This window comes from Azospirillum sp. B2RO_4, assembly GCF_051124815.1.
Taxonomy (GTDB): Bacteria; Pseudomonadota; Alphaproteobacteria; order Azospirillales; family Azospirillaceae; genus Azospirillum.
Window position 1 is genome coordinate 433182 of record NZ_CP118488.1, and the last position, 23787, is coordinate 456968.

The following is a 23787-nucleotide window of genomic DNA, read 5'->3' on the forward strand; positions in this document are numbered from 1 at the left end:
ATGGTCTGGAGCCGGCCCGCTCTCAGGCATGGGCCGGCTCTTCTTTGCCTGTGAGTTCCGGTGTTGTCACGTATTTGCGGATGAAGTCTTCAACCGGCATCGGCCGGTCGAAGTAATATCCCTGGAAGATCGTGCAGCCGCGGTCTTCCAGGAAGTCCCGTTCGGCTGCCGTCTCCACCCCCTCCGCCACCGCCTTCAGGCCGAGCCGGCTGGAAATCGACAGCATCGTCTCCACCAGAACGGCATTGTGGCTGTTGCGGTCGACATCCTGAACGAAGGAGCGGTCGATCTTGATCTCTCCCACCGGCAGCCGCTTCAGATAGGACAGCGACGAGAAGCCGGTGCCGAAATCATCCAGCGAGAAGGAAATCCCGAAGGCTGCCAACTCCGACATCTTGGCGACGGTGTCGGCGCAGTCGCCGACGGCGATGCCCTCGGTGATCTCCAGCGTCAGGCGACGCGGATCGGTGCGGGTGGCGCGCAGGGCGCCGATGACGCCGGCGCAGAAAGTCTGCTGACGGAACTGGCGCGGGCTGATGTTGACCGACAGGTGGCAGTCGCTGCCGGCATCGGCCAGCCGGCGCAGCACGTGGCAGGCCTCCATCAGGATCCAGTCGCCCAGCGGCAGGATCAGGCCGGACTCCTCCGCCACCGCGATGAAGGCGCCGGGGGCGACGAAGCCGCGTTGCGGATGCTGCCAGCGGATCAGCGCCTCCGCCGCGACCAGCGTGCCGTCGGCCCGGGTCTGCGGCTGCAGGAACAGGGTGAACTCCCCGGCATCGACCGCCTTGCGCAGATCCTGCTGCAGCAGCAGACGGGCCTGGGCATCCACCAGCATGGCTGGGTCATAGTCGCGGATGGTGTTCCGTCCGCCGTCCTTGGCGGCATACATGGCGGTGTCCGCCTGTTTCAGCAGGTCCTCCACCGACTCGTCCGGCGTCTTGGGGAAGACCGTCAGGCCGATGCTGGCGAAGATGCTGTGTTCGCAGCGGTCGAGTTGGAAGGGCTGGGCCACCGCCAGCCGCAGCTTTTCCGCCACCCGCCGGGCAATCTCCGCCGCCTCGTCCGCCGCCGCACCCAGGTCGGGCAGCAGGATGACGAACTCGTCGCCGCTCAGCCGGCTGACCAGATCGCCCTTGCGCAGGGTGGCGTTCAGCCGCGCCGCCAGCTCGCGCAGCAGCATGTCGCCGACGATGTGGCCGCGGGCATCGTTCAGTCCCTTGAAGTCGTCGAGGTCGAGGAACATCAGCGCGCCATAGCGGCCGGTCTGGCGCGCCACCCGCAGATGGCCGTCAAGCTGTTCCAGCAGCAGGCGGCGGTTCGGCAGGTTGGTCAGCGGGTCGTAGAAAGCGAGATTTTCGATCTGCCGCTCCGCCCGCTTCCGTTCGGTGACGTCCATCACCACGGTCAGGTAGCCGCGTACCGAGCCGCCGCTGTCGCGCAGCATGCTGGTCAGGGTGGAAACGGATATGCGGGCGCCGTCCCTGCGCAGCCCGGTCCATTCGCCGGGCTCGGGCCGGCCGCTGTCGCAGGTGCGGGCGACCAGTGCTTCGAAACCCGCACGCACCGGCCGGCCGAGTTCCGCGGCGAGAGCGTCGGCATGGGCGCGCAGCTCGTCCCGGTCATACAGGCGCGGCAGGTCGGTGGTGCCGACCATCTCTTCGGCCGGATAGCCGAAGATGCGCTCCGCCTCGCGGTTGAAGACGCGGACGACGCCGTCCAGCGTGGTGGCGATGATGCCGCAGGCCGCGCTCTCCAGGATGCCGGTGTTCAGCGACAGGCTGTCCTTCAGCGCCTCTCGGCTGGCATAGGTCTCGGTCACGTCCTGAAAGACCATGACGACGCCGTGCAGCGTGCCGTCGCGGTCGCGGATGGGAGAGGCCATGTCGGCGATGTGGCTGCGGACGCCGCCGCGTGCCACCAGCACCGTGTGGTTGGCGAGCCCGACCATCTGGCCGTTCTCCAGCACCTGCTGGACCGGCACCGGCACCCGCTGTCCCGTCTCGGCATTCTCGATGTCGAACACCTCGGCAACCGGGCGGCCGACCGCTTCGGCCACCGTCCAGCCGGTCAGGCGTTCCGCCACCGGGTTCATCAGGGAAACGCGGCCGGCGGTGTCGGTGGCGATCAACCCGTCGCCGATCGACAGCAGTGTGACGCGCGCCTGTTCCTTCTCCCGCCACAGTTCGCTTTGGGAGCTGTGCAGGGCGTCATACGGGTGGTGCACGGCGGTGACGAAGACGGCCCGGTACAGGTACCAGTAGCCGATGACCTTGTAGATGTGTCCGGCCACATTGGCGAGGTCGTAGACGCTGAGATAGAGCGTGAAGCACATCTCGCTGATGGCGATGGCGACGGCGGCGATGACCAGGCGAGGGACGTCCAGCGTCTGTGTCTCGCGCCGGCGGCGGTGGAAAATCAGGGCGGCGCCGGCATAGAGAAATACCAGCGCATATTCGGCCGCCACCTTCAGCGGCGTCAGCCCTTCGCCGGGCAGATAGGTGCGCGGCAGCAGGTCCGGGTACCACAATATGGCGACGAACGCCGCGGCGGTCGCCAGCAGCACCCCGCCGATCAGCGGATAGCGCAGCGCCGCCGATCCCGGACGCCACGGCAGGGTTGCCGCCATCAGCAGGGAAACCGCCGCCATCGCCCGGGCGCCGAGCCAGAAGGCGATGGCCTTTTCCGGCCCCGACGGCGTCACGAAATCGGGCATCCCGGCATAGGACAGCAGATGACCGAAATCGAGCAGCGCCACCCCGAGGAATCCGGCGGACAAGGCCAGCAGGGCGGGCGGGGTGTCGGACGTGTGGGAATGCCAGCCGATGGCAAAGATCAGGGCGGCGACGGCGATGGCGAAGGTTTCGAAGAAGCTGTGCAGCGGCAGGTAATGCGCGATTTCCATCGCACCGGGTAGGCGTGCGGCCTGCAGGACCAGCAGGAAAGGAATGGAGAGGATGATGAGCGTTGCGATGGCGCCGGGCGGCTTCGTGCGACCCTGCAGCGCCCCCATGTTCGCTGGACCTGTTGAAGTCATTCCGTCCCCCCTGGCCGCTTGGTCTGTCGCCCGGCTCGCGGTGCTTATACCCCTTTTGCGTATATTAGAGCTTAACGGTATTGGCAGTCCATGCTCCGTCGCCTTCGGCCTTTCGGGAAGTTTGAAACACCGTGAAACATCCCTGAGGCGACTGTTCAATGTTCCATCCGCCCGGATCGGCGGGGGAGGTCGGGTCTTGGCGGATGTGGTGCATGCGGGCGGCCTTCTGGGTAGGGGAGGGGGAGCGCATTCTATCCCAGCCGGTGAAGGCGTGTGGGCGCGGCAGAGAAAATCCTCTGCAAGCGACTGTAAGATAAAGATTAATGACGTTTGTCCGGCGGTGGCCGCATGTCGTCGATCCGGTGCCGGTCGGCCATATGGGGGAGCGGCGACAGGCCGATTGCCGGTGGAGGATTCCGCCCTTATCCTCGACCGGGTCGGGCCTGTCGACCAATTGGGAAGGGCAATCGGGAAGGAAACCGCATGTTCATCGCGATGAACCGTTTCAAGGTGCGCCACGGGGCCGAGCAGGAGTTCGAGGCGGTCTGGCTGAACCGCGAGGTCCATCTGCACAAGGTGCCGGGCTTCGTCGAGTTCCACATGCTGCGCGGCCCCGACCGCGAGGAGTACCGGCTCTATTCCTCCCACACCGTGTGGGAGTCGGAAGCCGCCTTCCAGGACTGGACGCGGTCGGAGGCCTTCCGCAATGCCCATGGCAATGCCGGCGCCCGCAAGCCGCTGTATGTCGGGCCGCCGGAATTCGAGGGGTTCGAGGTGATCCAGACCGTGCCGCGCGATCCGAACGCCTGAACACGAAACACCGATCGTCGGGAGGAAGACCCATGCTGGAGCTGGTGATCGAGCAGCGCCGAAAGAGCCTTGGCGGATTCGAAGTGGGGCGGATCCTGCCCTTCGTTCAGCGGCGGATGGTCGGCCCCTTCGTCTTCTTCGACCATATGGGGCCGGTCGACTTCGAGCCGGGCCTTCCCCGCGACGTCGACGTGCGCCCCCACCCGCACATTGGACTATCGACCGTCACCTACCTGTTCGAGGGCGAGATCATGCACCGCGACAGCGTGGGCTCGGAACAGGCGATCCGGCCGGGGGAGGTCAACTGGATGACCGCCGGGCGCGGCATCACCCATTCCGAACGCTTCGAGCGCGCCCGGATGGAAGGCGGGCGGATGCACGGCATTCAGGCCTGGGTCGCCCTGCCCGAGGCGGACGAGGAAACCGATCCGGCCTTCACGCATTACGGCACCGGCGACCTGCCGGTCTTCGAGGAGGGCGGTGTCCGCGGCCGGCTGGTGGCGGGCGATGCCTTCGGCGCCAAGGCGGGGGTGAAGACCCATTCGCCGCTGTTCTACATCCACTGGGACCTCGCCCCCGGTGTCCGCGTGTCCTTGCCGGAAGACGAATGGGAGCGCGCGGCCTATGTGGTGGCGGGAAGTGTGGAGGCCGAGGGTCAGCGTGTCGAAGCCGGTCGGATGATCGTCTTCGCCCCCGGCCAGCCGGCGCTGCTGACCGCCGTTACGCAGTCCATCGTGATGGCGATCGGCGGCGAACCGCTGGGTCAGCGCTTCATCGACTGGAACTTCGTGTCGTCGTCGAAGGAGCGCATCGAACAGGCCAAGGCCGACTGGCGGGCCGGCCGGATGAAGCTGCCGGATCTGGACGACGGCGAGTTCATCCCGCTGCCGGAGATGCCGAAGCCGGCCAATCCGATGTCGTGAGGGGGTATTGGATTTCCCTCTCAACTCTCCCTCTCCCCCCTGGGGAGAGGGTCGGGGTGAGGGGGACGCATCGGGTGGATTCTGTGAGGACCGGGCGGTGAGCGACTCTTGAAAAACCTCGCCTCGCGCCCCCCTCACCCTAACCCTCTCCCCGGGGGGGAGAGGGCACTGTCTCCTGTCCCCTTAAGGCTGTTCAAACGTGGAAGCTCTCGCCGCAGCCGCAGCGGCCCTTCTCGTTGGGGTTCTTGAAGACGAAGCCGGTCTGGAACTTGTCGTCGACGTAGTCCATCTCGCTGCCGATCAGGAACATAACGGCGGCCGGGTCGATCAGGATGGTGACGCCCTTGTCCTCCACCACCTCGTCGAACTTCATCTTCTCCTTGGCATACTGAACGTCGTAGCTGAGGCCGGAGCAGCCGCGCGCCTTCACGCCGATGCGCAGGCCGACCATGTCGTCGGTGGCCTTGGACATCAGCGCCTTGACGCGCTCCGCGGCGGCGTCGGTGATCGTGAGCGCCTTGGGCAGGGAACGGGCCATGGTGACGGTCTCCTAATACGGCTCAGAACATATCCAGTTGCAGGCGGGCTTCCTCGGACATCATGCCCTGGTGCCACGGGGGCTCCCACACCAGCTCGATCTTGACCTCGTTGACGTCCTCGACGCCCAGCACGGCCTGACGCACCTGCTCGGGCAGTTCGCCGGCCACCGGACACATGGGGCTGGTCAGCGTCATATCAATCTCGACATTGTGCTGGCCATCCATGTCCACACGGTAGATCAGGCCCAGTTCCCAGATATCGACCGGGATTTCGGGGTCGTAGCAGGTCTTGATGGCCGCCACGACGCGATCCATGATCTCCTCCCGCGGGTCGTAACCCTCGGGCGGCTTCGGCATCGGCGCGAAGTCCTTGGACTCGGAGTCCTCGGTCGCCCGGGGTTCGCTCGCGGTCTGGGCCTTCAACTGCGCCTCGGCCTCGGCCGGGTTCGGGGCAATCGGGCGCTGCGTCAGGGTTTCATCGGGCATTTCGATCCCCCTTCCCTCAAAACTGGTCGCTGGAGGCCGCAGCCTCGCCATGGAGCGCGGCGTTCATCGCGTGCCAAGCCAGCGTCGCGCACTTCACCCGCACCGGGAACTGGCGCACGCCGGACATCACCATCAGCTTTTCCATGGTCTCGTCATCGACACCCTCGGGGATGTCGGGCTCGTCCTGGGTGCACAGCTCGTGGAAGGCGTGGAACAGCTTTTCCGCCTCGGCCGCGCTCTTGCCGCGCACCAGCTCCGTCATCATCGAGGCGCTGGCGGTGGAGATGGCGCAGCCGCGGCCCTGGAAGGCCACGTCGTCCACCACCCCGTCCTTCAGGGTCAGATAGACCATGAAGCGGTCGCCGCACATCGGGTTCTCGCCCTTCGCCTCGCGATTGGCGTCGTCGGGATGGCGGAAGTTGCGGGGATTCTTGCCGTGGTCCAGGATCACTTCCTGATACAGCTCGCGCAGATCGTCCATCATGCTCCGAAGAACTCCTTGACCGCCTGGAGGGACTGGACGAGGGCGTCGGCTTCCTCCCGGGTGTTGTACAGGCCGAAAGAGGCGCGGACGGTCGGTCCGACGTCGAACCGCTCGGCCAGCGGCTCGGCGCAATGGCGGCCGACGCGCACGGCGACGCCATACTGGTCGACGATGGTGCCGACGTCGTGCGGATGGACGCCCTCCAGCGCGAAGGAGATGATCGGTCCCTTGCCGGGCGCGGTGCCGACGATGCGCAGCCCGTCGATCTGCGACAGCTGCTGGGTGGCGTATTGCAGCAGGTCGTGCTCGTGCGCGGCGATGGCGTCGCGGCCGAGAGCCTCGACATAGTCGATGGCCGCACCCAGACCGATGACCTCGGTGATCGGCGGCGTGCCGGCCTCGAAGCGCGACGGCGGCGCCTTGAAGGTGGTGCCTTCGAAGCTGACGCTTTCAATCATGTCGCCGCCGCCCTGGTAGGGGGGCATCTTCTTCAGCAGGTCGTACTTGCCGTACAGCACGCCGAGACCGGTCGGTCCATAGAGCTTGTGCGCGGTGAAGACGTAGAAATCGGCGTCGATGTCCTGCACGTCCACCGTGCCATGCACCACCGCCTGGCTGCCGTCGAACAGCACCGGGACGCCGCGCTCATGCGCCAGCCTGGCAATGGTCTTGGCCGGGGTGACGGTTCCCAGCACGTTGGAGCAATGGGTGATCGCCACCAGCTTCGTGCGGTCGGACAGCAGATCCTTGTAGGCGTCCATGTCGAGGACGCCGTCCTCGTCGCAGGGCACGACCTTGATGACGATCTTCTTCTCGGCTTGGAGCAGCTGCCACGGAACGATGTTCGCGTGGTGCTCCATGATCGACAGGATGACCTCGTCGCCTTCGTTGAGGAAGGTCCGGCCATAGCTGCTGGCCACGAGGTTGATCGCCTCGGTCGAACTGCGGGTGAAGACGATGCAGCGGTCGCTGGGCGCGTTCAGGAAGCGCGCGACCTTGGCACGTACCGCCTCGAACTGGTCGGTGGCGGTCTGCGACAGGAAATGGACGCCGCGATGGATGTTGGAATAGTCCTCCTCCAGAAAGCGGGTCATGGCCTGGATGACCTGACGCGGCTTCTGGGCGGACGCCCCGCTGTCCAGATAGACCAGCGGCTTGCCGGGCTTTCCCTTCCTGGCGTGGACGTTGCGGGCGAGGATGGGGAAATCCTCCCGCACCCGCTGCACGTCGTAGGCTTGGTTCAGGATGGCATCGGACATGGTTACTTCTGCTCCTCCAGCCAGCCGGCGATGATTCCCTGGAAGGCGTCGCGGATCGACTCCTCGGCGATCTCCTCAAGGGATTCCGACAGGAATGCGCCGATCAGCAGACCTTGGGCGGTGTCGCGGTCGATGCCGCGGGCGCGCAGGTAGAAAAGAGCGTCGTCGTCCAGCTCGCCCGCCGTGCAGCCGTGGCTGCACTTCACGTCGTCGGCATGGATTTCCAGTTCCGGCTTGCTGTCGATCTCGGCGCCGTCGGACAGCAGCAGGGCGCGGTTCAGCTGATAGCCGTCGGTCTTCTGCGCGTCCGGGCAGACGGTGATCTTGCCCTGGAACACCGCGCGCGCCGTGTCGTCGATGACGCCCTTGTAGACCTCGCGGCTGGTGCCGTTGGGCTGGGCGTGGACGATCAGCGTGGTGGTGTCGGCATGCTGGGTGCCGCGCACCAGATAGCCGCCGCTGACATGCGTCCGCGCCTCGGTGCCGTCGAGGCGGCTGACCACTTCGTTGCGCGACAGCTTCGCGCCCGTCGTCAGGATGAAGTTGTCGTAGCAGCCGCCGGTCGCCACCGTCGCCGCGATGTGCGACAGGTGGATGGCGCCGGTGCCCTCACGCTGCGACTTGTAATGGTGCAGGGTGGCGCCTTCGCCGACGAACACCTCGGTGACGTGGTTCGACAGCGTGGTGCCGGCGCCGCGGCCGACATGGTGTTCGACCACCACCGCCTTCGACCCGGCCTCGGCGATCAGCAGCATGCGCGGATGGCAGGTGGTCGCCTGCGATTCCGAACCGACGGAAACGAAGACAAGCTCGATGGGCCGGTCGACCTGGACGTTCGCCGGCACATGCAGGACCGCGCCGTCGGCGAGGTAGGCGCTGTTCAGCGCCACCAGCGGACGGTCGTCTGCCGCCGCGAGGCGGCCGAGGTGGTCGGCCAGCAGGCCGGAATGGGTGGTCAGCGCGGCGTCGAGGCTCAGCAGATCGACACGCGGCGGCAGCCCGTCGACCGACGACAGGTCGGCGCGGAAGCGGCCGTCGACGAAGACCATGCGCGGGCCGTCCTGCCCCTCGGCCCGCACGGTCGGCAGCAGGTCGATCGCGGCGGCGGCGGGAGCGGCCGGCTGGAAGGTCAGCTTGGCGAGATCGCGCAGGTTGGTGTAGCGCCAGCTCTCGTTCCTGATCGTCGGCAGGCCGACGGCGGCGAAGCGCTCACGCCCGGCGGTGCGCAGCTCGTTCAGCCAGGACAGCCCGCTGCCGGGCAGGCCGGAGCCCATCTGGTCGAGCGGCGCCAGGAAGGCCGGCGCCGTCGCCGGATCGGCGCCGCGCGTCGAGTAGGTCATCGGGTGAAGGGGGGAGGGGTGCTGCGCCGTCATCACGCCGCCTCGCTCGCGCCGAAGTCGCGGTAGCCGTTCTTTTCAAGCTCCAGCGCCAGTTCCTTGCCGCCCGACTTCACGATGCGGCCGGCGGCCAGCACATGGACATGGTCGGGAACGATGTAGTCGAGCAGGCGCTGATAGTGGGTGATGACCAGCATCGAGCGGTCGGGCGAGCGCAGGGCATTGACGCCCTCGGCCACGATCTTCAGCGCGTCGATGTCGAGGCCGCTGTCGGTCTCGTCGAGGATGGCGAATTTCGGCTCCAGCACCGCCATCTGCAGCGTCTCGTTCCGCTTCTTCTCACCGCCGGAGAAGCCGACATTGACCGCGCGCTTCAGCATCTCGTCGCTCATGCCGAGCGCCTTGGTCTTCTCGCGGATCAGCTTCAGGAACTGCATGGCGTCCAGCTCCTTCTCGCCGCGATATTTGCGGATGGCGTTGATCGCGGTCTTGAGGAAGGTGGTGTTGCCGACGCCGGGGATTTCGACCGGATACTGGAAGGCCAGGAAGACGCCCTCCGCCGCCCGCTCTTCCGGCTCCATCGCCAGCAGGTCCTTGCCGTAATAGGTGACCGAGCCTTCCGTGACCTCGTAGCCGTCGCGGCCGGCCAGGACGTAGGACATCGTGCTCTTGCCGGCGCCGTTCGGCCCCATGATGGCATGGACTTCGCCCGGGCGGATGGTCAGGTCGACGCCCTTGAGGATTTCCTTGCCGTCCACGGTGGCGTGCAGGTTCTTGATTTCGATCATCGTCTTCGCCTCGTTGTCTTCTTCAGGCCGCCGGCACGTCCGGTTCCGAGCGTTCTCTTGCTAAATCCACACCATCATTTGGTCGGACGTCATCCCCGCGAAGGCGGGGATCCAGGCGTCCCGGTGAGTGCATCCTGGCCCAAGTCTGGATCCCCGCCTTCGCGGGGATGACGTGGCCTAATCAGGAACTCGCCTATGCGTTCAACCTCTCATAAAGATCCGCCCAGTCAGGGTTGTGTTCCTCGATCAGACGGATCTTCCAGTCCCGGTTCCACTTCTTCAGCCTCTTCTCGCGTGTGATGGCCTCCTCGGCAGTGGCATAGGGCTCCAGATAGACAAGGCGCTTCACACCATATCGCTCCGTAAAGCCCGGAATGATGCCATCCCGGTGTTCCATCATCCGGCGTCCGAGGTTCGACGTGACACCGACATACAAGGTTCCATTTCTTTGGCTTGCCAGGATGTAGACGAAGAACCGCTCCTCCATCCCGATAACCCCTTCTCTCCACTACCCGTCATCCCCGCCTTCGCGGGGATGACGCTCCCATGGACTGCAGCTTTCCTAGCCCACGCTGCCTTCCAGGCTGATGCCCACCAGCTTCTGCGCCTCCACGGCGAATTCCATGGGGAGTTCCTTCAGGACCTCCTTGCAGAAGCCGTTGACGATCAGGGACACCGCGTCCTCCTCCGAGATGCCGCGCTGGCGGCAGTAGAAGAGTTGGTCCTCGCTGATCTTCGCCGTCGTCGCCTCATGCTCGATGCGGGCGGAACGGTTGCGGCTCTCGATGTAGGGGACCGTGTGGGCGCCGCACTTGTCGCCGATCAGCAGGCTGTCGCACTGGGTGTGGTTGCGCGCGCCTTCCGCTCTGGGCAGGATCTTCACCAGCCCGCGGTAGGTCTGCTGCGCCTTGCCGGCCGAGATGCCCTTGGACACGATGGTCGACCGGGTGTTCTTGCCAATGTGGATCATCTTGGTGCCGGTATCGGCCTGCTGGAAGTTGTTGGTGATGGCGACCGAATAGAACTCGCCCACCGAATTGTCGCCCTGCAGGATGCAGCTCGGATACTTCCAGGTGATCGCCGAGCCGGTTTCGACCTGCGTCCAGGAGATTTTGGAGTTCCTGCCGCGGCAGGCGCCCCGCTTGGTGACGAAGTTGTAGATGCCGCCGACGCCTTCGGCATTCCCCGGATACCAGTTCTGGACCGTCGAGTACTTGATGGTCGCGTCGTCCAGCGCCACCAGTTCGACCACGGCGGCGTGCAGCTGGTTCTCGTCGCGCTGGGGCGCGGTGCAGCCTTCCAGATAGCTGACGTAGGCGCCCTCGTCGGCGATGATCAGCGTCCGCTCGAACTGGCCGGTGTTGGCCTGGTTGATGCGGAAATAGGTCGACAGCTCCATCGGGCAGCGCACGCCCTTGGGGATGTAGACGAAGCTGCCGTCGGTGAAGACCGCGCAATTCAGCGTCGCATAATAGTTGTCGGTGTAGGGCACCACCGAGCCGAGATACTTCTTCACGAGATCCGGGTGCTTCTGCACCGCCTCGGAGATCGCGCAGAAGATGATGCCCATCTCCTCCAGCTTCGCCTTGAAGGTGGTGGCGACGGACACGCTGTCGAACACGGCGTCCACGGCGATCGCCGGGCTCTTGCCCTCCGACCCCTCGACGCCGGCCAGGATCTCCTGCTCACGCAGCGGGATGCCCAGCTTCTCGTAGGTCTTCAGCAGTTCGGGATCGACCTCGTCCAGCGACTTCGGCCCGGCCTTCTTCTTCGGCGCGGCATAGTAATGCGCGTCCTGATAGTCGATGGGCGGGAAGCTGACGGCGGCCCACTGCGGCTCCTCCATCGTCTGCCAGACGCGGAAAGCCTTCAGGCGCCATTCCAGCAGCCACTCCGGCTCCTCCTTCTTGGCGGAGATGAAGCGGACGATGTCCTCGTTCAGGCCCTTGGGCGCGACGTCGGATTCGATGTCGGTCGTGAAGCCGTACTTGTACTTCTGCTCCGTGACGGCGCGGACCTGCTCGACGGTTTCCGGTTGGGCGGCCATGGCTTTGCCTCGTCCTTCTCAAGAATGCTGTTCGGTTCGCGCCGTTCAGTGCGCAGGGCGGGCCGGCTGGGCGGCTGTGGAAGTCGTTGCGGCCGACGGCGCCGGGAAGGTGATCGGGGCCATCATGTCGGCCAGCGTCACCTCCTCCAGCGCGCCGCGAATGGCGCGGTTCACCTTTTCCCAACCGCCGCGCATGGGGCAAAGTTGCTCCACCCCGCATTGGCTGTCGGCACCGTCGACGCAGGCGGTCAGCGCGATGGGACCGTCGAGCGCCGTGATGATTTCCGCGATGGAGATTGCATCGGCCGCCCGGCTCAGCGCATAACCGCCGGCGGCGCCGCGTTGCGAGGTAGTGAGCCCCGCCGGCGTCATCGCCTTCATCAGCTTGGCGACGGTGGGGGCGGGAACGCCGGTGCGGTCGGCCAGATGGGCGACGGTGTGGACCGCGCCGACCTGGCGCGCCATCTCGCTCAACACGACGATGGCATAGTCGGTCAGCTTGCTCAGCCGGATCATGCCCGCACCCCGTTTCACCCCGGTTTCGAATACAGGACCAATTTAGTCCTGATTGCTCCGGGGGGCAAGGGGCGTTTGTCGATTAAAATGCAGGGTTTCTGCCGGTTGGCGAGCGTGCATGGCTGATGCGCCGGCAATACCCGCCAACGCTGCTTGGTTATAGCGCCGCTCCCGTCACCACGCTACAGCGAAGCTGCCGTCGGCGAGGGGTGGTGCGGCGGTTTGCCGCAGATTGAGCCATGCCCCGAATGCGGAAAACCCCGCGCCGGTGGGGCGCGGGGTTGGTCCGGCGAAGTCCGGGCTGGTGGTCAGCCGGGCTTCTTCACTTCCGCGCGGGCGGCGTCGGTGGCGTCCGACACGACATCGTGCAGGTCTTCCTTCACCGACTCGACCACCGTGTCCGCGGCCGCCTGGGCGGCGCGGGTGCCGCGGTCCAGCGCGTCCATGGCGATGGTCTTGGCGCGCTCGGTCGCCTCGTCGGCATAGTCGCCGACCCACTGCTTCTCGTAGCGGGTGCCCGGCAGGGCGGCGCCGATGGCGGCACCCAGCGCCACGCCCATGGCGCCGGCGACGATGGGGTGATCCTCCACGAGGTCCCAGAAGCCGGTCGACATGTCATGCGCGCGGTGGCGCAGGTGTTCGCGCGACGGCGCCATGGAGGACAGGCGCGACATGCCGCGGCTGGCGTAGCTCTGCGACTGGCGCGGGGTATGGATATCGCCACCGCCAGTCACATCGTCGTTGTGCGAACCGCCCATCACGCCCTTGACGGTGCCCGACGCGCTGTCGTAGGCGGAGCCGACCGCGCCCGAGGCGCTGTCATAGGCGGAGCTGGCGGCGTGGCGGACGCTGTCGGTGGCGTCGCTCAGCGATTCGCGGGCGTAATCCACGGCGTCGCCCATGCGGTGGCGGGCGTTGCGGACGGTGCTGGACCGGGCGATGCGGCGGTCATAGCCGGTGCTGGACAGGGCGAGCCAGCCGAGCCCGATGCCGACGAGGGCCAGCGGGATCGGATTGCTGGTCATGCTGTCCAGAACCGAGCCCGACGGGCGGGACTGCGACTGCCGATGATGGACGGTCTGGCCGCTCTCATAGCGGTCGGACGGTTGCGAGGGCGAATAGGTGTGCTTCATGGAATTCTCCATCAGGGATTGGGGAGACCACCGAGCCAATCTGTCGCGCAGACGGGAGCTGCGGTCGCGCAGCGCCTCGACGGTGCCGCCGATGCGCGCGCGGCTGGCGCGGATGTCGCCCTCCAGGGCGTCGAGATCCTGCGGATTACGAACGTCGTCCGTCATCGGCCGGCCCCTCAGCGGGCAAGCTGGGACTTGGCCCAGCGCTTGTCCTCGTCCAGCGTGTTGATCGTGCGGCGGGGGCGCAGGTTGGCGGGGCTCAGCCGGTTCTTGCCGACATAGGCCAGGATGCTGCCGACCAGCAGAACCACCACGCCGACGATCAGCGCGGACAGCCACGGGGCCAGGACGTTGGACAGGCCGAGAACCGCGGAGGCAAGCAGGACCAGCACGCCGGCGAAGGCGATCAGTCCGCCGACGGCGATGAAGGCCACGCCGCCGGCCGCCTCGGAGGCCTTGTCGGTCAGCTCGGCCTTCGCCAGCGCGATCTCGGATCGGGCAAGGTTGGCGGATTCGCGGGCGAGATCGGCGAACAGGCCGGCGAGCGGCCGGTCCTGCCGCGGATCCCGCGGCTCGTCATAGCGGTTCTCGGCGGCGCTCATGGACGCTGTCCCTGCGGCTTGGAGGTGGAGGAGGTCCCGCCCGGCGTGCCGACGCCGCCGGTGGTGCCGGAGTTCATCGTGCTGCCGGCACTGCCGGTCGTCCCGGAAGTGCCGCCGGGGGTACCGACCGTGCTGGTGCCGAGCGCCGTGTCGGGCGAGGGCCCGGTGCCGCGGCCGGTGACGGAGGCCGGGGCGGTGGACAGCGGCATGCCGATGCGGCCGGCCGACGGATTCGGCTCACCCAGCCGCTCCGACGCGCGCTCCGACTCCATACGTCCGGTCAGGTTGCCGGTGTTGACGCTGGAGGTGCCGGTGGTCGGGGTATCAGCGCTGCGCGACGGGATGGATCGGCTGACGGGCTCGCCGATGCCGCCGGCCATGCCGCGGCTGGGGCCGGAGCCGCGACTGGCATCGTAGGCCGAACCGCGCGCTGTGCGCACGGACTGCGACGGGTGGCTATTCCCGCGCAGCGACGTCGAGGCGCGATGCATCCGCCGCTCGCCGGAGCTTTTGATGAAGCGCGCGGCAAGGAAGCCGACGGCGAAGGCAGCGCCGATGAACACCTCGGGCTGGCGGCGGGCGAAGCCCTCGACCTCGCCGACGATGTCGTCGACATTGGCGTCGCGCAGCATGTCGGCGACCCGCTCGACGCGGCTGGCCGCCTGCTCGGCGTAATCGGCGACAACGCCGCCGTTCTCCTCGTTCAACTGCTCGGCGGCCTTGTGCAGGGCGTTGGCGACCCCGCCCAACTGGTCGGCGGCGCGGCCGGTCTGCTGTTCCAGCAGCGAGCGGATGCGGCCCTGGGCATTGCCCAGCGTCTCCCGACCGGTGGCCATCGCTTCGTCGGCGGCGCGGTTGACGGTCTGCTTGATATCCTCGACGCCGCTGCGTCCGCCCGACATTGTGTTGCCGTTGGTGGAGCTGCCGGCAGTCGAACTTCCGGTGGTGGAGCCGGCCGGGTTCGATCCGCCGGTGCCGGTCATGTCGCGGTTCGGCATCTTGTCTTTCCTCCTCGGGAATTCCGGTATTCCGCGGCTCCGCGCCAGCGGCATCAAACCGCCCGTTGCGGAATCGGGTGTCGGGAAGGGAAACACCAGCCAAGCCTTCGGGGTTCCACGCAGGCGATGCGCGAAATGGACAGTCACCACCAATGTGCTAAACTTTGCCGGGAATATCCTGGTGCGGCCCGGCCGGAGGGTGGCGGCATGAGCGTTTTCAGCGTGGTGGCCGACGGACAGGCCGGACTTTTTCGGCTGCAGCAGGCGAAGAAGCCGTGGGAAAAGGACCTTCAGGCGAAGGACGGCCATGGGCAGCTCACCCAAAAGGCGGAGCGGGCTCAGGCGCTGACCCAGCCGCTCGCCAAGTGGCAGAGCGACCATGCCTCCGCCAAGGCCGCGCTGGAGGAAGCGAGGCGGGTCGGCGGGCCCAAGGAGGCTGCCGCCGCCCGGCTGGAGCAGGTCGAACGCAAGATCGAACAGCTGAAGCTGGCGATGCGCTTCGCCCAGGGCGATCCGCAGAAGCTGGCGTCCCTGGCGCGGGAGGCGGCGCTGCTGGCACGGGAGGCCGGGCGTGCCGCCAAGGAATATGGCGCGGGCATCAAGGCCGCGGCCGAGATGGGGCTTCCGGGTGATGCCAGTGCCGCCACCGGCGGATCAATGCTGTCGTCGGAGACGACGATCACCCGCAGCACCACCAGCCTGACCCTGCAGCAGACCGAAGTGACGCTGACCATCGGCATTTCGACGGGGGATGGATCCACGGCGGAAGGTGCCGCCGATCTGATGGCGGCCGACGCCGGAGCGGAGGCGGACAGTGCGGCCGGGATGGCGGCGCAGGTCGGGACGCTGCCCGACGACATCGCACGGCTGGTGGAGGATGTGCTGTCCGGTTTGGGTGGGGGCGGTTTGGGCGGCGGCGGGTTGGCGGCGGCCGATCCTGCATCCAACGCCACCGCCGGCACCGGCGGCCGCAGCGCGATGATCCAGCAGCTGATGTCCGACAACGCCATGAAGATGTCGCGCTATCGCGAGGCGGACGCCTTCGGCCAGCGGGTGGAAGGGGTGCTCGCCACCTCCAAGCGCATCATCGGCGAGGCCAAGGCAGCCAATATGCTGGATGAGTCGGAAAAGCGTCGGCGTGAGCGGCGGGAGGGCTTCAAGGCCGACGACAAGATGGTGGAAGCGGCACAGAAGGAGGTCAACGCTCTGCGCGCCGCAGCGTTCGGGTCCAGCAAGGAGCTTGGTGTGGCCGGATTGCTCGGCAGCGATGCGGAGAGCGCGGCGATGCCGGTCTTGTTGTCGGCCGCCGGTTCGGGGGCCGCCGATTCGGGCGCTCAGCCGGCCGCGGCGCTGAATCTGCTGGCCTGACCGCGGCTGAGCGGCATAGGCCGCCTGCTACCATTTCTCCATACGCTGCGGTGCGACATTGTGTTGACCGGGTCAATCGGAAGACGCGATAACCGATGAACCAAGACTCCCGGAGAGGAGTCTGCGAACCGAGCGCAAGAGAATGGGACACGCAACGAGATGAGCAACTGGATCCGCCGTGGCGGCCTCGAAATCGCCCAACCGCTGTACGACTTCATCAATGACGAGGCGCTGCCGGGGACCGGTGTCGACGCCGACCGTCTCTGGACCGGCCTCGACCAGCTCCTGCACGAGCTGGCGCCGCGCAACAAGGCTCTGCTCGACAAGCGCGACAGCCTGCAGGAACAGATCGACGCGTGGCACACCGCCCGCCGCGGCAAGGTCTTCGATCAGGCCGAATACGAATCCTTCCTGCGCGAGATCGGCTATCTGGTGCCGGAGGGCGGCGACTTCGCCGTCGGCACCGGCAATGTCGATCCGGAAATCGCCTATCTCGCCGGCCCGCAGCTGGTGGTGCCCATCACCAACGCCCGCTATGCCCTGAACGCCGCCAACGCGCGCTGGGGCAGCCTGTACGATGCGCTGTACGGCACCGATGCCATTCCCGGCACCCCGGCGGCCGGCGGCTATGATGCCGCCCGCGGCGCGCAGGTGATCGCCTGGGCCCGCAAGTTCCTGGACGACAGCGTTCCGCTGGCCGAGAGCAGCCATGCCGACGCCACTGCTTACGCGGTCGAGGGCGACACGCTGGCGGTGACGCTGAAGAGCGGCGGCAAGACCGGCCTGAAGGACAAGGCCGCCTTCGTCGGCTGGCAGGGCGAGGCGTCGGCGCCGTCGGCGGTGCTGCTGGTCCAGAACGGCACCCACATCGAAATCCGCATCGACCGCAACAGCGTGATCGGCAAGGACGACGCGGCCGGCGTCGCCGACGTGGTGCTGGAAGCGGCGTTGTCGACCATCCAGGACTGCGAGGATTCCGTCGCCGCCGTGGATGCGGAGGACAAGGTCGTCGCCTACCGCAACTGGCTGGGCCTGATGAAGGGCACGCTGGAGGCCAGCTTCCCCAAGGGCGACAAGACCGTCGTCCGCAAGCTGAACCCCGACCGCGTCTACACCACGCCGACCGGCAGCGTCACCCTGCATGGCCGCAGCCTGCTGCTGGTCCGCAACGTCGGCCACCTGATGACCATCGACATGGTCAAGCTGTCCGACGGCAGCGAGGCGCCGGAAGGCATCCTCGACGGCGTGTTCACTTCGTTGATCGCGCTGCACGATCTGAAGGCCGAGGGTGGTCTGCGCAACAGCCGCGCCGGCTCGGTCTACATCGTGAAGCCGAAGATGCACGGGCCGGAAGAGGTCGCCTTCGCCGACGAGCTGTTCGGCCGTGTCGAGGACCTGCTGGGCATGGCCCGCAACACCCTCAAGGTCGGCATCATGGACGAGGAGCGCCGCACCAGCGTCAACCTCAAGGAGTGCATCCGCGCCGCCAAGGACCGCGTGGTGTTCATCAACACCGGCTTCCTGGACCGCACCGGCGACGAGATCCACACCTCGATGGAGGCCGGCCCGGTCGTCCGCAAGGCGGCGATGAAGGCCACCAAGTGGATCTCGGCCTATGAGGACAACAATGTCGATGTCGGCCTGCGCGCCGGGCTGAAGGGCCGCGCCCAGATCGGCAAGGGCATGTGGGCGATGCCCGACCTGATGGCCGACATGCTGGTCGCCAAGATCGGGCACCCGAAGGCCGGCGCCAACACCGCCTGGGTCCCGTCGCCGACCGCCGCCACCCTGCACGCCACCCATTATCACGCCGTGAACGTGGCCGAGGTGCAGGACCAGCTTGCCAAGCGGCAGGCCGCTGCCCTGTCCGACATCCTGACCATCCCGCTCGCCGACCGCCCCAACTGGTCGGAGGACGAGATCCGGCAGGAGCTGGAGAACAACGCCCAGGGCATCCTCGGCTATGTGGTGCGCTGGATCGACCAGGGCGTCGGCTGCTCCAAGGTGCCGGACATCCATGACGTTGGGCTGATGGAAGACCGCGCCACCCTGCGCATCTCCAGCCAGCACATCGCCAACTGGCTGCATCACGGCATCTGCACCGAGGCGCAGGTGATGGAAGTCATGAAGCGCATGGCCGCCGTCGTCGACAAGCAGAATGCCGGCGACCCGCTGTACAAGCCGATGGCCGGCAACTTCGACGGCAGCATCGCCTTCCAGGCGGCGTGCGATCTGGTGTTCAAGGGCCGCGTCCAGCCGAACGGCTACACCGAGCCGGTCCTGCATGCGCGCCGCCGTCAGGTGAAGGCGGCGGATAGAGTTTGATGAGGCTAGCTTTATAGGACTAAGCCCCCGCCTTCGATTAAGGCGGGGGCTTAAAGATTAGAGTGAATCAACGACCGGCTTGAGCTAACGCATTGCGAAACGTCTTTGCCAATAAAGTTGGATATTGCATATAAAGATAATTTGCAAGAAATGCTGGAGCGACGATCAAGTAAATTTTTTCTTCTTGCGTGCTCGAGCTTTTAGAGATCGCCTTTGCGCACGTGTCATAGAGTTGTAACTTTCTCCTAACGTAGATTTCTGCCATTCCTTTTCTATTTCTTTTCGGTACATGTCCCCAAAACCAACTGTTCGGTGGGTGCTAAGAATTCCATGGATTTTGGAAATTTTTTTAGCTTGTTTTTCCTGATCCGCATTCCAGTCTGTGAAATCAAAGGTCATTATATCCTCTGACCGCCCTCCTGAATTCAAAGGGTCAACAGCAATTCCAACTATATACTTGAATATCTTGGACTTTGATTTAGCGACGACGCAATATATCTCTAAGGCCTTTCTTCTTTCTTCCCTGTACTCGTCATAGTCTTCAACGAAGCGACCATTAATTATCCGCGGGCACACTAGAAATACAAATCCAATGCTTTTGTTTGATGAAGACAATACCATTCCTGATCTCTTGTCACGTGGGGTGGTGGAGATCTTGTATTGTATTGCCTGGGATAATTGTGCTCTAGATAACCTGGGCTCCTGCGCAAGAAACCTTAAGTTTTGCTCATGATATTGAAGATTATCTTCTTGTATATTATTAATTGAACCATCGAATATACATTGAGTGACATGCTCTATAAGTTCATCCCAAAATTTGCTCTTTTCCTTTAAGGCGTCAATTATGTGGCTAATGGATGTTGCTTTGTAACTTTCCCACTCATTCTCCGGAATTACAATCGAGCAATCTCTTGCTATCTTCCCAAGCTCTCCTGAAAAAAATGAATTAAAGCCTCCTTCATGCCTATGACGCATGTAAAAGCCCAGAAGATTTTCTTCTCCACATACACACAAAGGGACATCTCTCTTGAAAAGCATTTCCTTTTCTGACAGATATTCAACAAAGTCGCTGATAGTATCAAGTTCATTGATAATTAATGACGTTGTAATATCATCAAATACGTGCACAAACCCTTTTTTACTGTTGATTATCCCGACAGAGAATGGACAATAAAGCTGAAATTCATTTTTAATGTGATCTTCATCTTTGATGTAGTTGTTTAATATAAGGCTGCCATTACTTCCGCTTCCGAAATGGGACTCAGCTCTGGATTTCGCTCCGAGTGCAATCACGATACGATGGAAAATAATCTGATTTGGCGGGGGGAGTTGAAGAGGAAGCCTCTTGCTGCAATTTGGATCTGAAAAAATTCTATCTGGGTGATCTAATATCCAGCGTTCTGCCCCATATAGTTGATCGGAAGACTTCTTTATAGCTCGCTTAAACCAACGCGACCAATCCAAGTCTAAGTTTCCTGTATCAGGAAACGAGCACGATTTATCCGAAAAAATTATAACATGTTTTCCAAATACAACAAGAAGATCGCAGAGTTCCTTGCCATTTTCATTCTTTAGCGATTTTCCTCGATCAGTATATGGGTTCGGGAAACTCCAAAGGCTCAAAAATGTCTTCTGACAAATTTGCGAGAGAAATCTTTCCGATTCCGTTCTACCTGTCGTCCGAGGCTCCGGACGCAGGAATCCAATATTAGAAATGTCCCATCCAAACATGGCGGAGTCCTATTACAATTAAAAGTTCAAGGCAGTTGCGAATGCGAGACGACGGAAGTGCATAGGTGGCAGATTAGACAACTTCTCCGGACGGACAAAGCGAAAAATGCGCAAAGCCTTGAACTACTTTTAATTATTACTAACCGAAAGAATATATCAATATCTAGCTGCAGTCAATGATTGATAAAGCACAACATATTGACGGCTAAATAAAAATTAACCGAGCACAGAACAAAACTAGAAAATGATTAAAGCTTCCTTTGACAAAAGTCACGTACGCAATTATATGATTATTAACGCCACTTGTTTAGTGTAGGGGCTGGCCGCGAAATACTCGTACCTTACCGTGTTCTCGGCAGCGAATTCCTGGAATGCCCGGTACTCGTCGTCTCGCCAGCTTCGGTTGCCGATATACTCGTCGAAGACGATGACGGTCCCCGGCCGCACCCGGTCGGCCAGCGCGGTCAGAACGGTGCGGGCCGAGGCGTAGATGTCGCTGTCGACATTGACGAAGCGCACCGGCCCGGGATGGGCGGCGAGGAAAGGCGGCAGGCTGTCCTCGAACCAGCCCACATGCAGGTGGGCGTTGTCACGCACCGGCGGCAGCTGGCTGCCGGTGGTCAGCACGCCGCGGGGGGAGTTGACCCAGCCCTCCGGCAGGCCCTCGAACGAATCGAAGCCGTGGACCTCCTGCCCGGCGACATCGGCGATGTGGTCGAGCGAGGTGCCGCGCCGCACACCGAATTCCAGCACCAGACCGGAAGTCCCGGCGCAGGCCAGCGCGTGGCGCAGCAGCCGGCCGCTGTTGCCGAACAGGCGGAAGTCGGAGGAGAGCTTCGGCAGCAGCGCCCTGGCGCCGTCGGGAAGCGGCCGGCGCTTCGGATTGTCGCCGATCTCGGCATCCTCGACGGCATCGGCCTCCGCGCTGCGGCCCAGCAGCCGCAGGGTGGCGGCGAGATAGCCCCAGTATTTGCCGTTGGCGCCGCCGCAGCGGGTGGCGCGGCGCAGGCGGCGCAGGGCTTCCTCGGGGCCATGGTGGTGCAGGGCCTGGGCATGGCTGCCGAACCAGGCGGCGGCATGCTCGGGATCGTCGGCGAGCAGGGCGTCGAAATGGGCCAGCGACTCCGCATCCTCGCCGAGGTAGGCCGCGGCCATCGCCGCCTCATAGCGGATGTCGGGCGAGAGGTCGCCACCGCGGATCGCCGTCCGGGCCAGAGCCAGCGCGTCGACATAGCGGGCATCGCGGCGCAGGGCGCCGGCGAGGGATGCGGTGAGGGCGGCATTGCCGGGCGTGACGCGCGCCGCGCGCTCGAACCAGCGGACGGCGGGAAAGGGGGCGTTGTCGGCCTGATGGGACCGGGCCAGGGCCGACAGCAGCTCCGGATCGTCCGGCCGGTCGGCCAGGACGCGGCGCAGGCAGGCGATGGCCGCCGGGGCGTCGCGATGGCCGAGATGGGCCAGGCCGAGCAAGTGGAGTTGCTCAAGTCCGTTGGCCAGCCCGTGGGGAAGGGCCTCGCCGCGCAGCAGGCGCAGGGCGGGGCGGTAACGGCGCGCGTCGATCAGGGCGCGCGCCTCATGCAAAACAGTGTCAGCGGTCAAAATGACTCGTCGTCAGGGCAGCCGGCGGAAGGTCCAGACCGACGCCGGCGGCAGGTTCCGGGCGATCCAGGCATGGCGCCGCGGCTTCAGCCGCAGCCGCCGGATCAGTTCCGGATTCACCGGGGCGAAGGGACCATAGGTGAATTGCACGAAAACGCCGTCCTGCGCCAGCACAGAAAAGGCGCCGCGCACGATCCGGGCCTGGACCGACAGCGGCATGGCGATCAGCGGCAGGCCCGACACCACCGCGTCGCAGGTCTCCCAGCCATGGGCCTGGACGATGCGGTGGACCCGCGTGGCGTCGCCGCGCACAACCGTGGCGTTGGGGTGCAGGATCGACAGATGGTCGGCGAAGGCGGGGTCGAGTTCGACCATCAGCAGATTGTCGGGAGTGACGCCGTTGGCCAGCAGCGCGGAGGTGACCGGACCGGTGCCCGGCCCCAATTCCACAACGCGGCGACCGGGATCGCATTGGGCGGCCTTCGCCATGGCCCGGCACAGTTCAGGACCGCTTGGAGTTACCGACGCGACCTTAAGGGGTGAGCGAATCCAGCGCTCGACAAAAAGCTTGCGTTCAGCAAGTGACATCGACCGACCTCCCAACAGACGCCGGATCAATTCCTCGGCTCTGCTTAAACCCTTTCTACTGAGTTACGTTTCATTGCGCCAGCCGAATGGATTTTGAATGATCGTTTAACAAAACGGTGACGGCGCGGTGACGGATCCTTTTCACCGAGTATTTCGATTGGGCATCACCCAACGGCTTAGCCGGAATGGTGGGAGTGGACCGGGTCATGCCCGCTCCGGCGAACCGCAGCGGCAATGTTCTCCTTTTCTTCCACTGGACCGTTGACAGGGCCGTGACCGCCGGGCACCGTTGCGGAACCGGAAGGACGCCGGACGGACAGGGGACCAGGGGACCGGAACAGGACATGCCGACGCTCGCACCCGATCATTCGGATCTGTTCGACGATACGGGCAAGCCGCCCCGGCTGCTGGAACTCGACGTCGCACGGGTGATGCGCAATCCGGGCATGCCGCGCCGCCATTTCGACCCGCAGGAGATGCAGAGTCTCGCCGACTCGATTGCGCATTACGGGCTGAAGCAGCCGATCCTGGTGCAGGAGGTCGTGGGCGGCCATCGGCTGGTCGCCGGCGAACGGCGGCTGCGGGCCCATGAAATGCTGGGGCTGGCGACCATTTACGCGCTGGTCACCTCCGGCAATCCGGACGAGCTGACGCTGGTGGAGAATGTGCAGCGCGTCGATCTCGATGCGCTGGAATTGGCGGAAGCGCTGTCCCGCCTGATCGACCGCTTCGGCTATACCCAGGAACAGCTCGGCCGCATCATCGGCAAGAGCCAGAGCAACGTCAGCCATACCCTGCGGCTGAACAGCCTGCCGGAATCGATCAAGCAGGAATATGCGGCCGCCCATCACGACGTCTCGCGCTCAACCCTGATCGAGATCGCCTGGATCAAGGATCTGGACGAGCAGATGGCGCTGTGGGAGCAGGTGAAGGCGGGCGATGGGACGGTGCAGGCTGCCCGCAGCCGCAAGGACGCCGCCAAGGAACCGTCGCTGCGCACCATGTCGGCGGTCGGCCGCTTTCTCGACGCGCTGCGCCGCGCGACCGCCCGGCTGGGCGACCCGCGCGAGCACCGCGCCTATGTCGACGACATGCAGCGCCGCGAACTCATCAGCCTGCGCCGCCGCATCGACCTGCTGCTGGGCGACGATCCGATGGTGGATTGAGGGGAGTTGTTGGGGCGGTTTGCCCCCTCCCTAACCCTCCCCCGCCTTCGG

Annotated in this window: 21 protein-coding genes; 5 read left to right on the forward strand and 16 right to left on the reverse strand. The window is 64.7% G+C overall.

Features of this window, described 5'->3' with window-relative positions; translation table 11 throughout:
• Window positions 1-22: 22 nt before the first annotated feature.
• Window positions 23-3013 carry a bifunctional diguanylate cyclase/phosphodiesterase gene (locus tag PWS46_RS22595; RefSeq protein WP_434623105.1) on the reverse strand — a complete coding sequence of 997 codons (2991 nt, stop codon included), beginning with the start codon at window positions 3011-3013 and terminating at the stop codon, window positions 23-25.
• A 507-nt stretch (window positions 3014-3520) separates the two neighbouring features.
• On the opposite strand from PWS46_RS22595, the gene PWS46_RS22600 reads away from it, so the two are divergent.
• Both PWS46_RS22600 and PWS46_RS22605 read left to right on the forward strand, forming a co-directional pair.
• Window positions 3521-3847, forward strand: coding sequence for an antibiotic biosynthesis monooxygenase family protein (locus PWS46_RS22600; protein WP_434623106.1), 327 nt, complete (start codon window positions 3521-3523; stop codon window positions 3845-3847).
• Window positions 3848-3879: 32 nt separating this feature from the next.
• On the forward strand, window positions 3880-4770 hold the full coding sequence (locus PWS46_RS22605) for a pirin family protein (RefSeq protein ID WP_434623107.1): 891 nt from the start codon (window positions 3880-3882) through the stop codon (window positions 4768-4770).
• Between the two features lie 193 nt (window positions 4771-4963).
• On the opposite strand, the gene PWS46_RS22610 is transcribed toward PWS46_RS22605, so the two are convergent.
• The 12 genes from PWS46_RS22610 to PWS46_RS22665 all read right to left on the reverse strand — a co-directional run bounded on the left by PWS46_RS22610 (window position 4964) and on the right by PWS46_RS22665 (window position 14959).
• Window positions 4964-5308: a HesB/IscA family protein gene (locus tag PWS46_RS22610; RefSeq protein WP_109865217.1), complete on the reverse strand. Its 345-nt coding sequence runs from the start codon at window positions 5306-5308 to the stop codon at window positions 4964-4966.
• Between the two features lie 22 nt (window positions 5309-5330).
• Window positions 5331-5795 carry an iron-sulfur cluster assembly protein gene (locus PWS46_RS22615; RefSeq protein WP_434623108.1) on the reverse strand — a complete coding sequence of 155 codons (465 nt, stop codon included), beginning with the start codon at window positions 5793-5795 and terminating at the stop codon, window positions 5331-5333.
• 16 nt (window positions 5796-5811) lie between these two features.
• Window positions 5812-6279 carry a Fe-S cluster assembly sulfur transfer protein SufU gene (gene sufU, locus PWS46_RS22620; RefSeq protein ID WP_149199056.1) on the reverse strand — a complete coding sequence of 156 codons (468 nt, stop codon included), beginning with the start codon at window positions 6277-6279 and terminating at the stop codon, window positions 5812-5814.
• Window positions 6276-7538: a cysteine desulfurase gene (locus PWS46_RS22625; protein ID WP_434623109.1), complete on the reverse strand. Its 1263-nt coding sequence runs from the start codon at window positions 7536-7538 to the stop codon at window positions 6276-6278. Before PWS46_RS22625 ends, sufU begins: the two co-directional genes overlap by 4 nt.
• 2 nt (window positions 7539-7540) lie before the next feature.
• Window positions 7541-8911 (reverse strand): Fe-S cluster assembly protein SufD, encoded by a 1371-nt coding sequence (gene sufD / locus PWS46_RS22630; protein WP_434623110.1) that lies wholly within the window; start codon window positions 8909-8911, stop codon window positions 7541-7543.
• Window positions 8911-9663, reverse strand: a complete 753-nt coding sequence (gene sufC / locus PWS46_RS22635) for a Fe-S cluster assembly ATPase SufC (protein WP_434623111.1) — start codon at window positions 9661-9663, stop codon at window positions 8911-8913. Before sufC ends, sufD begins: the two co-directional genes overlap by 1 nt.
• Window positions 9664-9856: 193 nt before the next feature.
• Window positions 9857-10150: a GIY-YIG nuclease family protein gene (locus tag PWS46_RS22640; RefSeq protein ID WP_434623112.1), complete on the reverse strand. Its 294-nt coding sequence runs from the start codon at window positions 10148-10150 to the stop codon at window positions 9857-9859.
• 75 nt (window positions 10151-10225) lie between these two features.
• Entirely contained in the window at window positions 10226-11710 is a 1485-nt protein-coding gene (gene sufB, locus PWS46_RS22645; protein WP_434623114.1) for a Fe-S cluster assembly protein SufB, read from the reverse strand.
• A 45-nt stretch (window positions 11711-11755) separates the two neighbouring features.
• A complete protein-coding gene (locus PWS46_RS22650; RefSeq protein WP_434623115.1) occupies window positions 11756-12226 on the reverse strand; it encodes an SUF system Fe-S cluster assembly regulator in 471 nt (156 codons plus the stop codon).
• A gap of 308 nt (window positions 12227-12534) precedes the next feature.
• The gene (locus PWS46_RS22655; protein ID WP_434623116.1) at window positions 12535-13524 is read right to left on the reverse strand and encodes a hypothetical protein; all 990 of its coding nucleotides are present in this window, start codon (window positions 13522-13524) and stop codon (window positions 12535-12537) included.
• A gap of 11 nt (window positions 13525-13535) precedes the next feature.
• The gene (locus tag PWS46_RS22660) at window positions 13536-13961 is read right to left on the reverse strand and encodes a phage holin family protein (RefSeq protein ID WP_434623117.1); all 426 of its coding nucleotides are present in this window, start codon (window positions 13959-13961) and stop codon (window positions 13536-13538) included.
• Window positions 13958-14959, reverse strand: a complete 1002-nt coding sequence (locus PWS46_RS22665) for a hypothetical protein (RefSeq protein WP_434623118.1) — start codon at window positions 14957-14959, stop codon at window positions 13958-13960. The genes PWS46_RS22660 and PWS46_RS22665 overlap by 4 nt, the downstream gene beginning before the upstream one ends.
• A gap of 207 nt (window positions 14960-15166) precedes the next feature.
• On the opposite strand from PWS46_RS22665, the gene PWS46_RS22670 reads away from it, so the two are divergent.
• Together PWS46_RS22670 and PWS46_RS22675 are read left to right on the forward strand one after the other, a co-directional pair.
• Window positions 15167-16327: a hypothetical protein gene (locus tag PWS46_RS22670; protein ID WP_434623119.1), complete on the forward strand. Its 1161-nt coding sequence runs from the start codon at window positions 15167-15169 to the stop codon at window positions 16325-16327.
• A 159-nt stretch (window positions 16328-16486) separates the two neighbouring features.
• Window positions 16487-18652, forward strand: a complete 2166-nt coding sequence (locus PWS46_RS22675; protein WP_434623120.1) for a malate synthase G — start codon at window positions 16487-16489, stop codon at window positions 18650-18652.
• Between the two features lie 165 nt (window positions 18653-18817).
• On the opposite strand, the gene PWS46_RS22680 is transcribed toward PWS46_RS22675, so the two are convergent.
• The 3 genes from PWS46_RS22680 to PWS46_RS22690 all read right to left on the reverse strand — a co-directional run bounded on the left by PWS46_RS22680 (window position 18818) and on the right by PWS46_RS22690 (window position 22471).
• Window positions 18818-20383: a hypothetical protein gene (locus PWS46_RS22680; RefSeq protein WP_434623121.1), complete on the reverse strand. Its 1566-nt coding sequence runs from the start codon at window positions 20381-20383 to the stop codon at window positions 18818-18820.
• A gap of 282 nt (window positions 20384-20665) precedes the next feature.
• Entirely contained in the window at window positions 20666-21982 is a 1317-nt protein-coding gene (locus PWS46_RS22685; RefSeq protein WP_434623122.1) for a class I SAM-dependent methyltransferase, read from the reverse strand.
• Window positions 21983-21994: 12 nt separating this feature from the next.
• A complete protein-coding gene (locus PWS46_RS22690; protein ID WP_434623123.1) occupies window positions 21995-22471 on the reverse strand; it encodes a class I SAM-dependent methyltransferase in 477 nt (158 codons plus the stop codon).
• Between the two features lie 443 nt (window positions 22472-22914).
• Between PWS46_RS22690 and PWS46_RS22695 the strand changes: the two genes are divergently transcribed.
• Window positions 22915-23736, forward strand: a complete 822-nt coding sequence (locus tag PWS46_RS22695; protein WP_434623124.1) for a ParB/RepB/Spo0J family partition protein — start codon at window positions 22915-22917, stop codon at window positions 23734-23736.
• The last annotated feature ends 51 nt before the right edge of the window (window positions 23737-23787 follow it).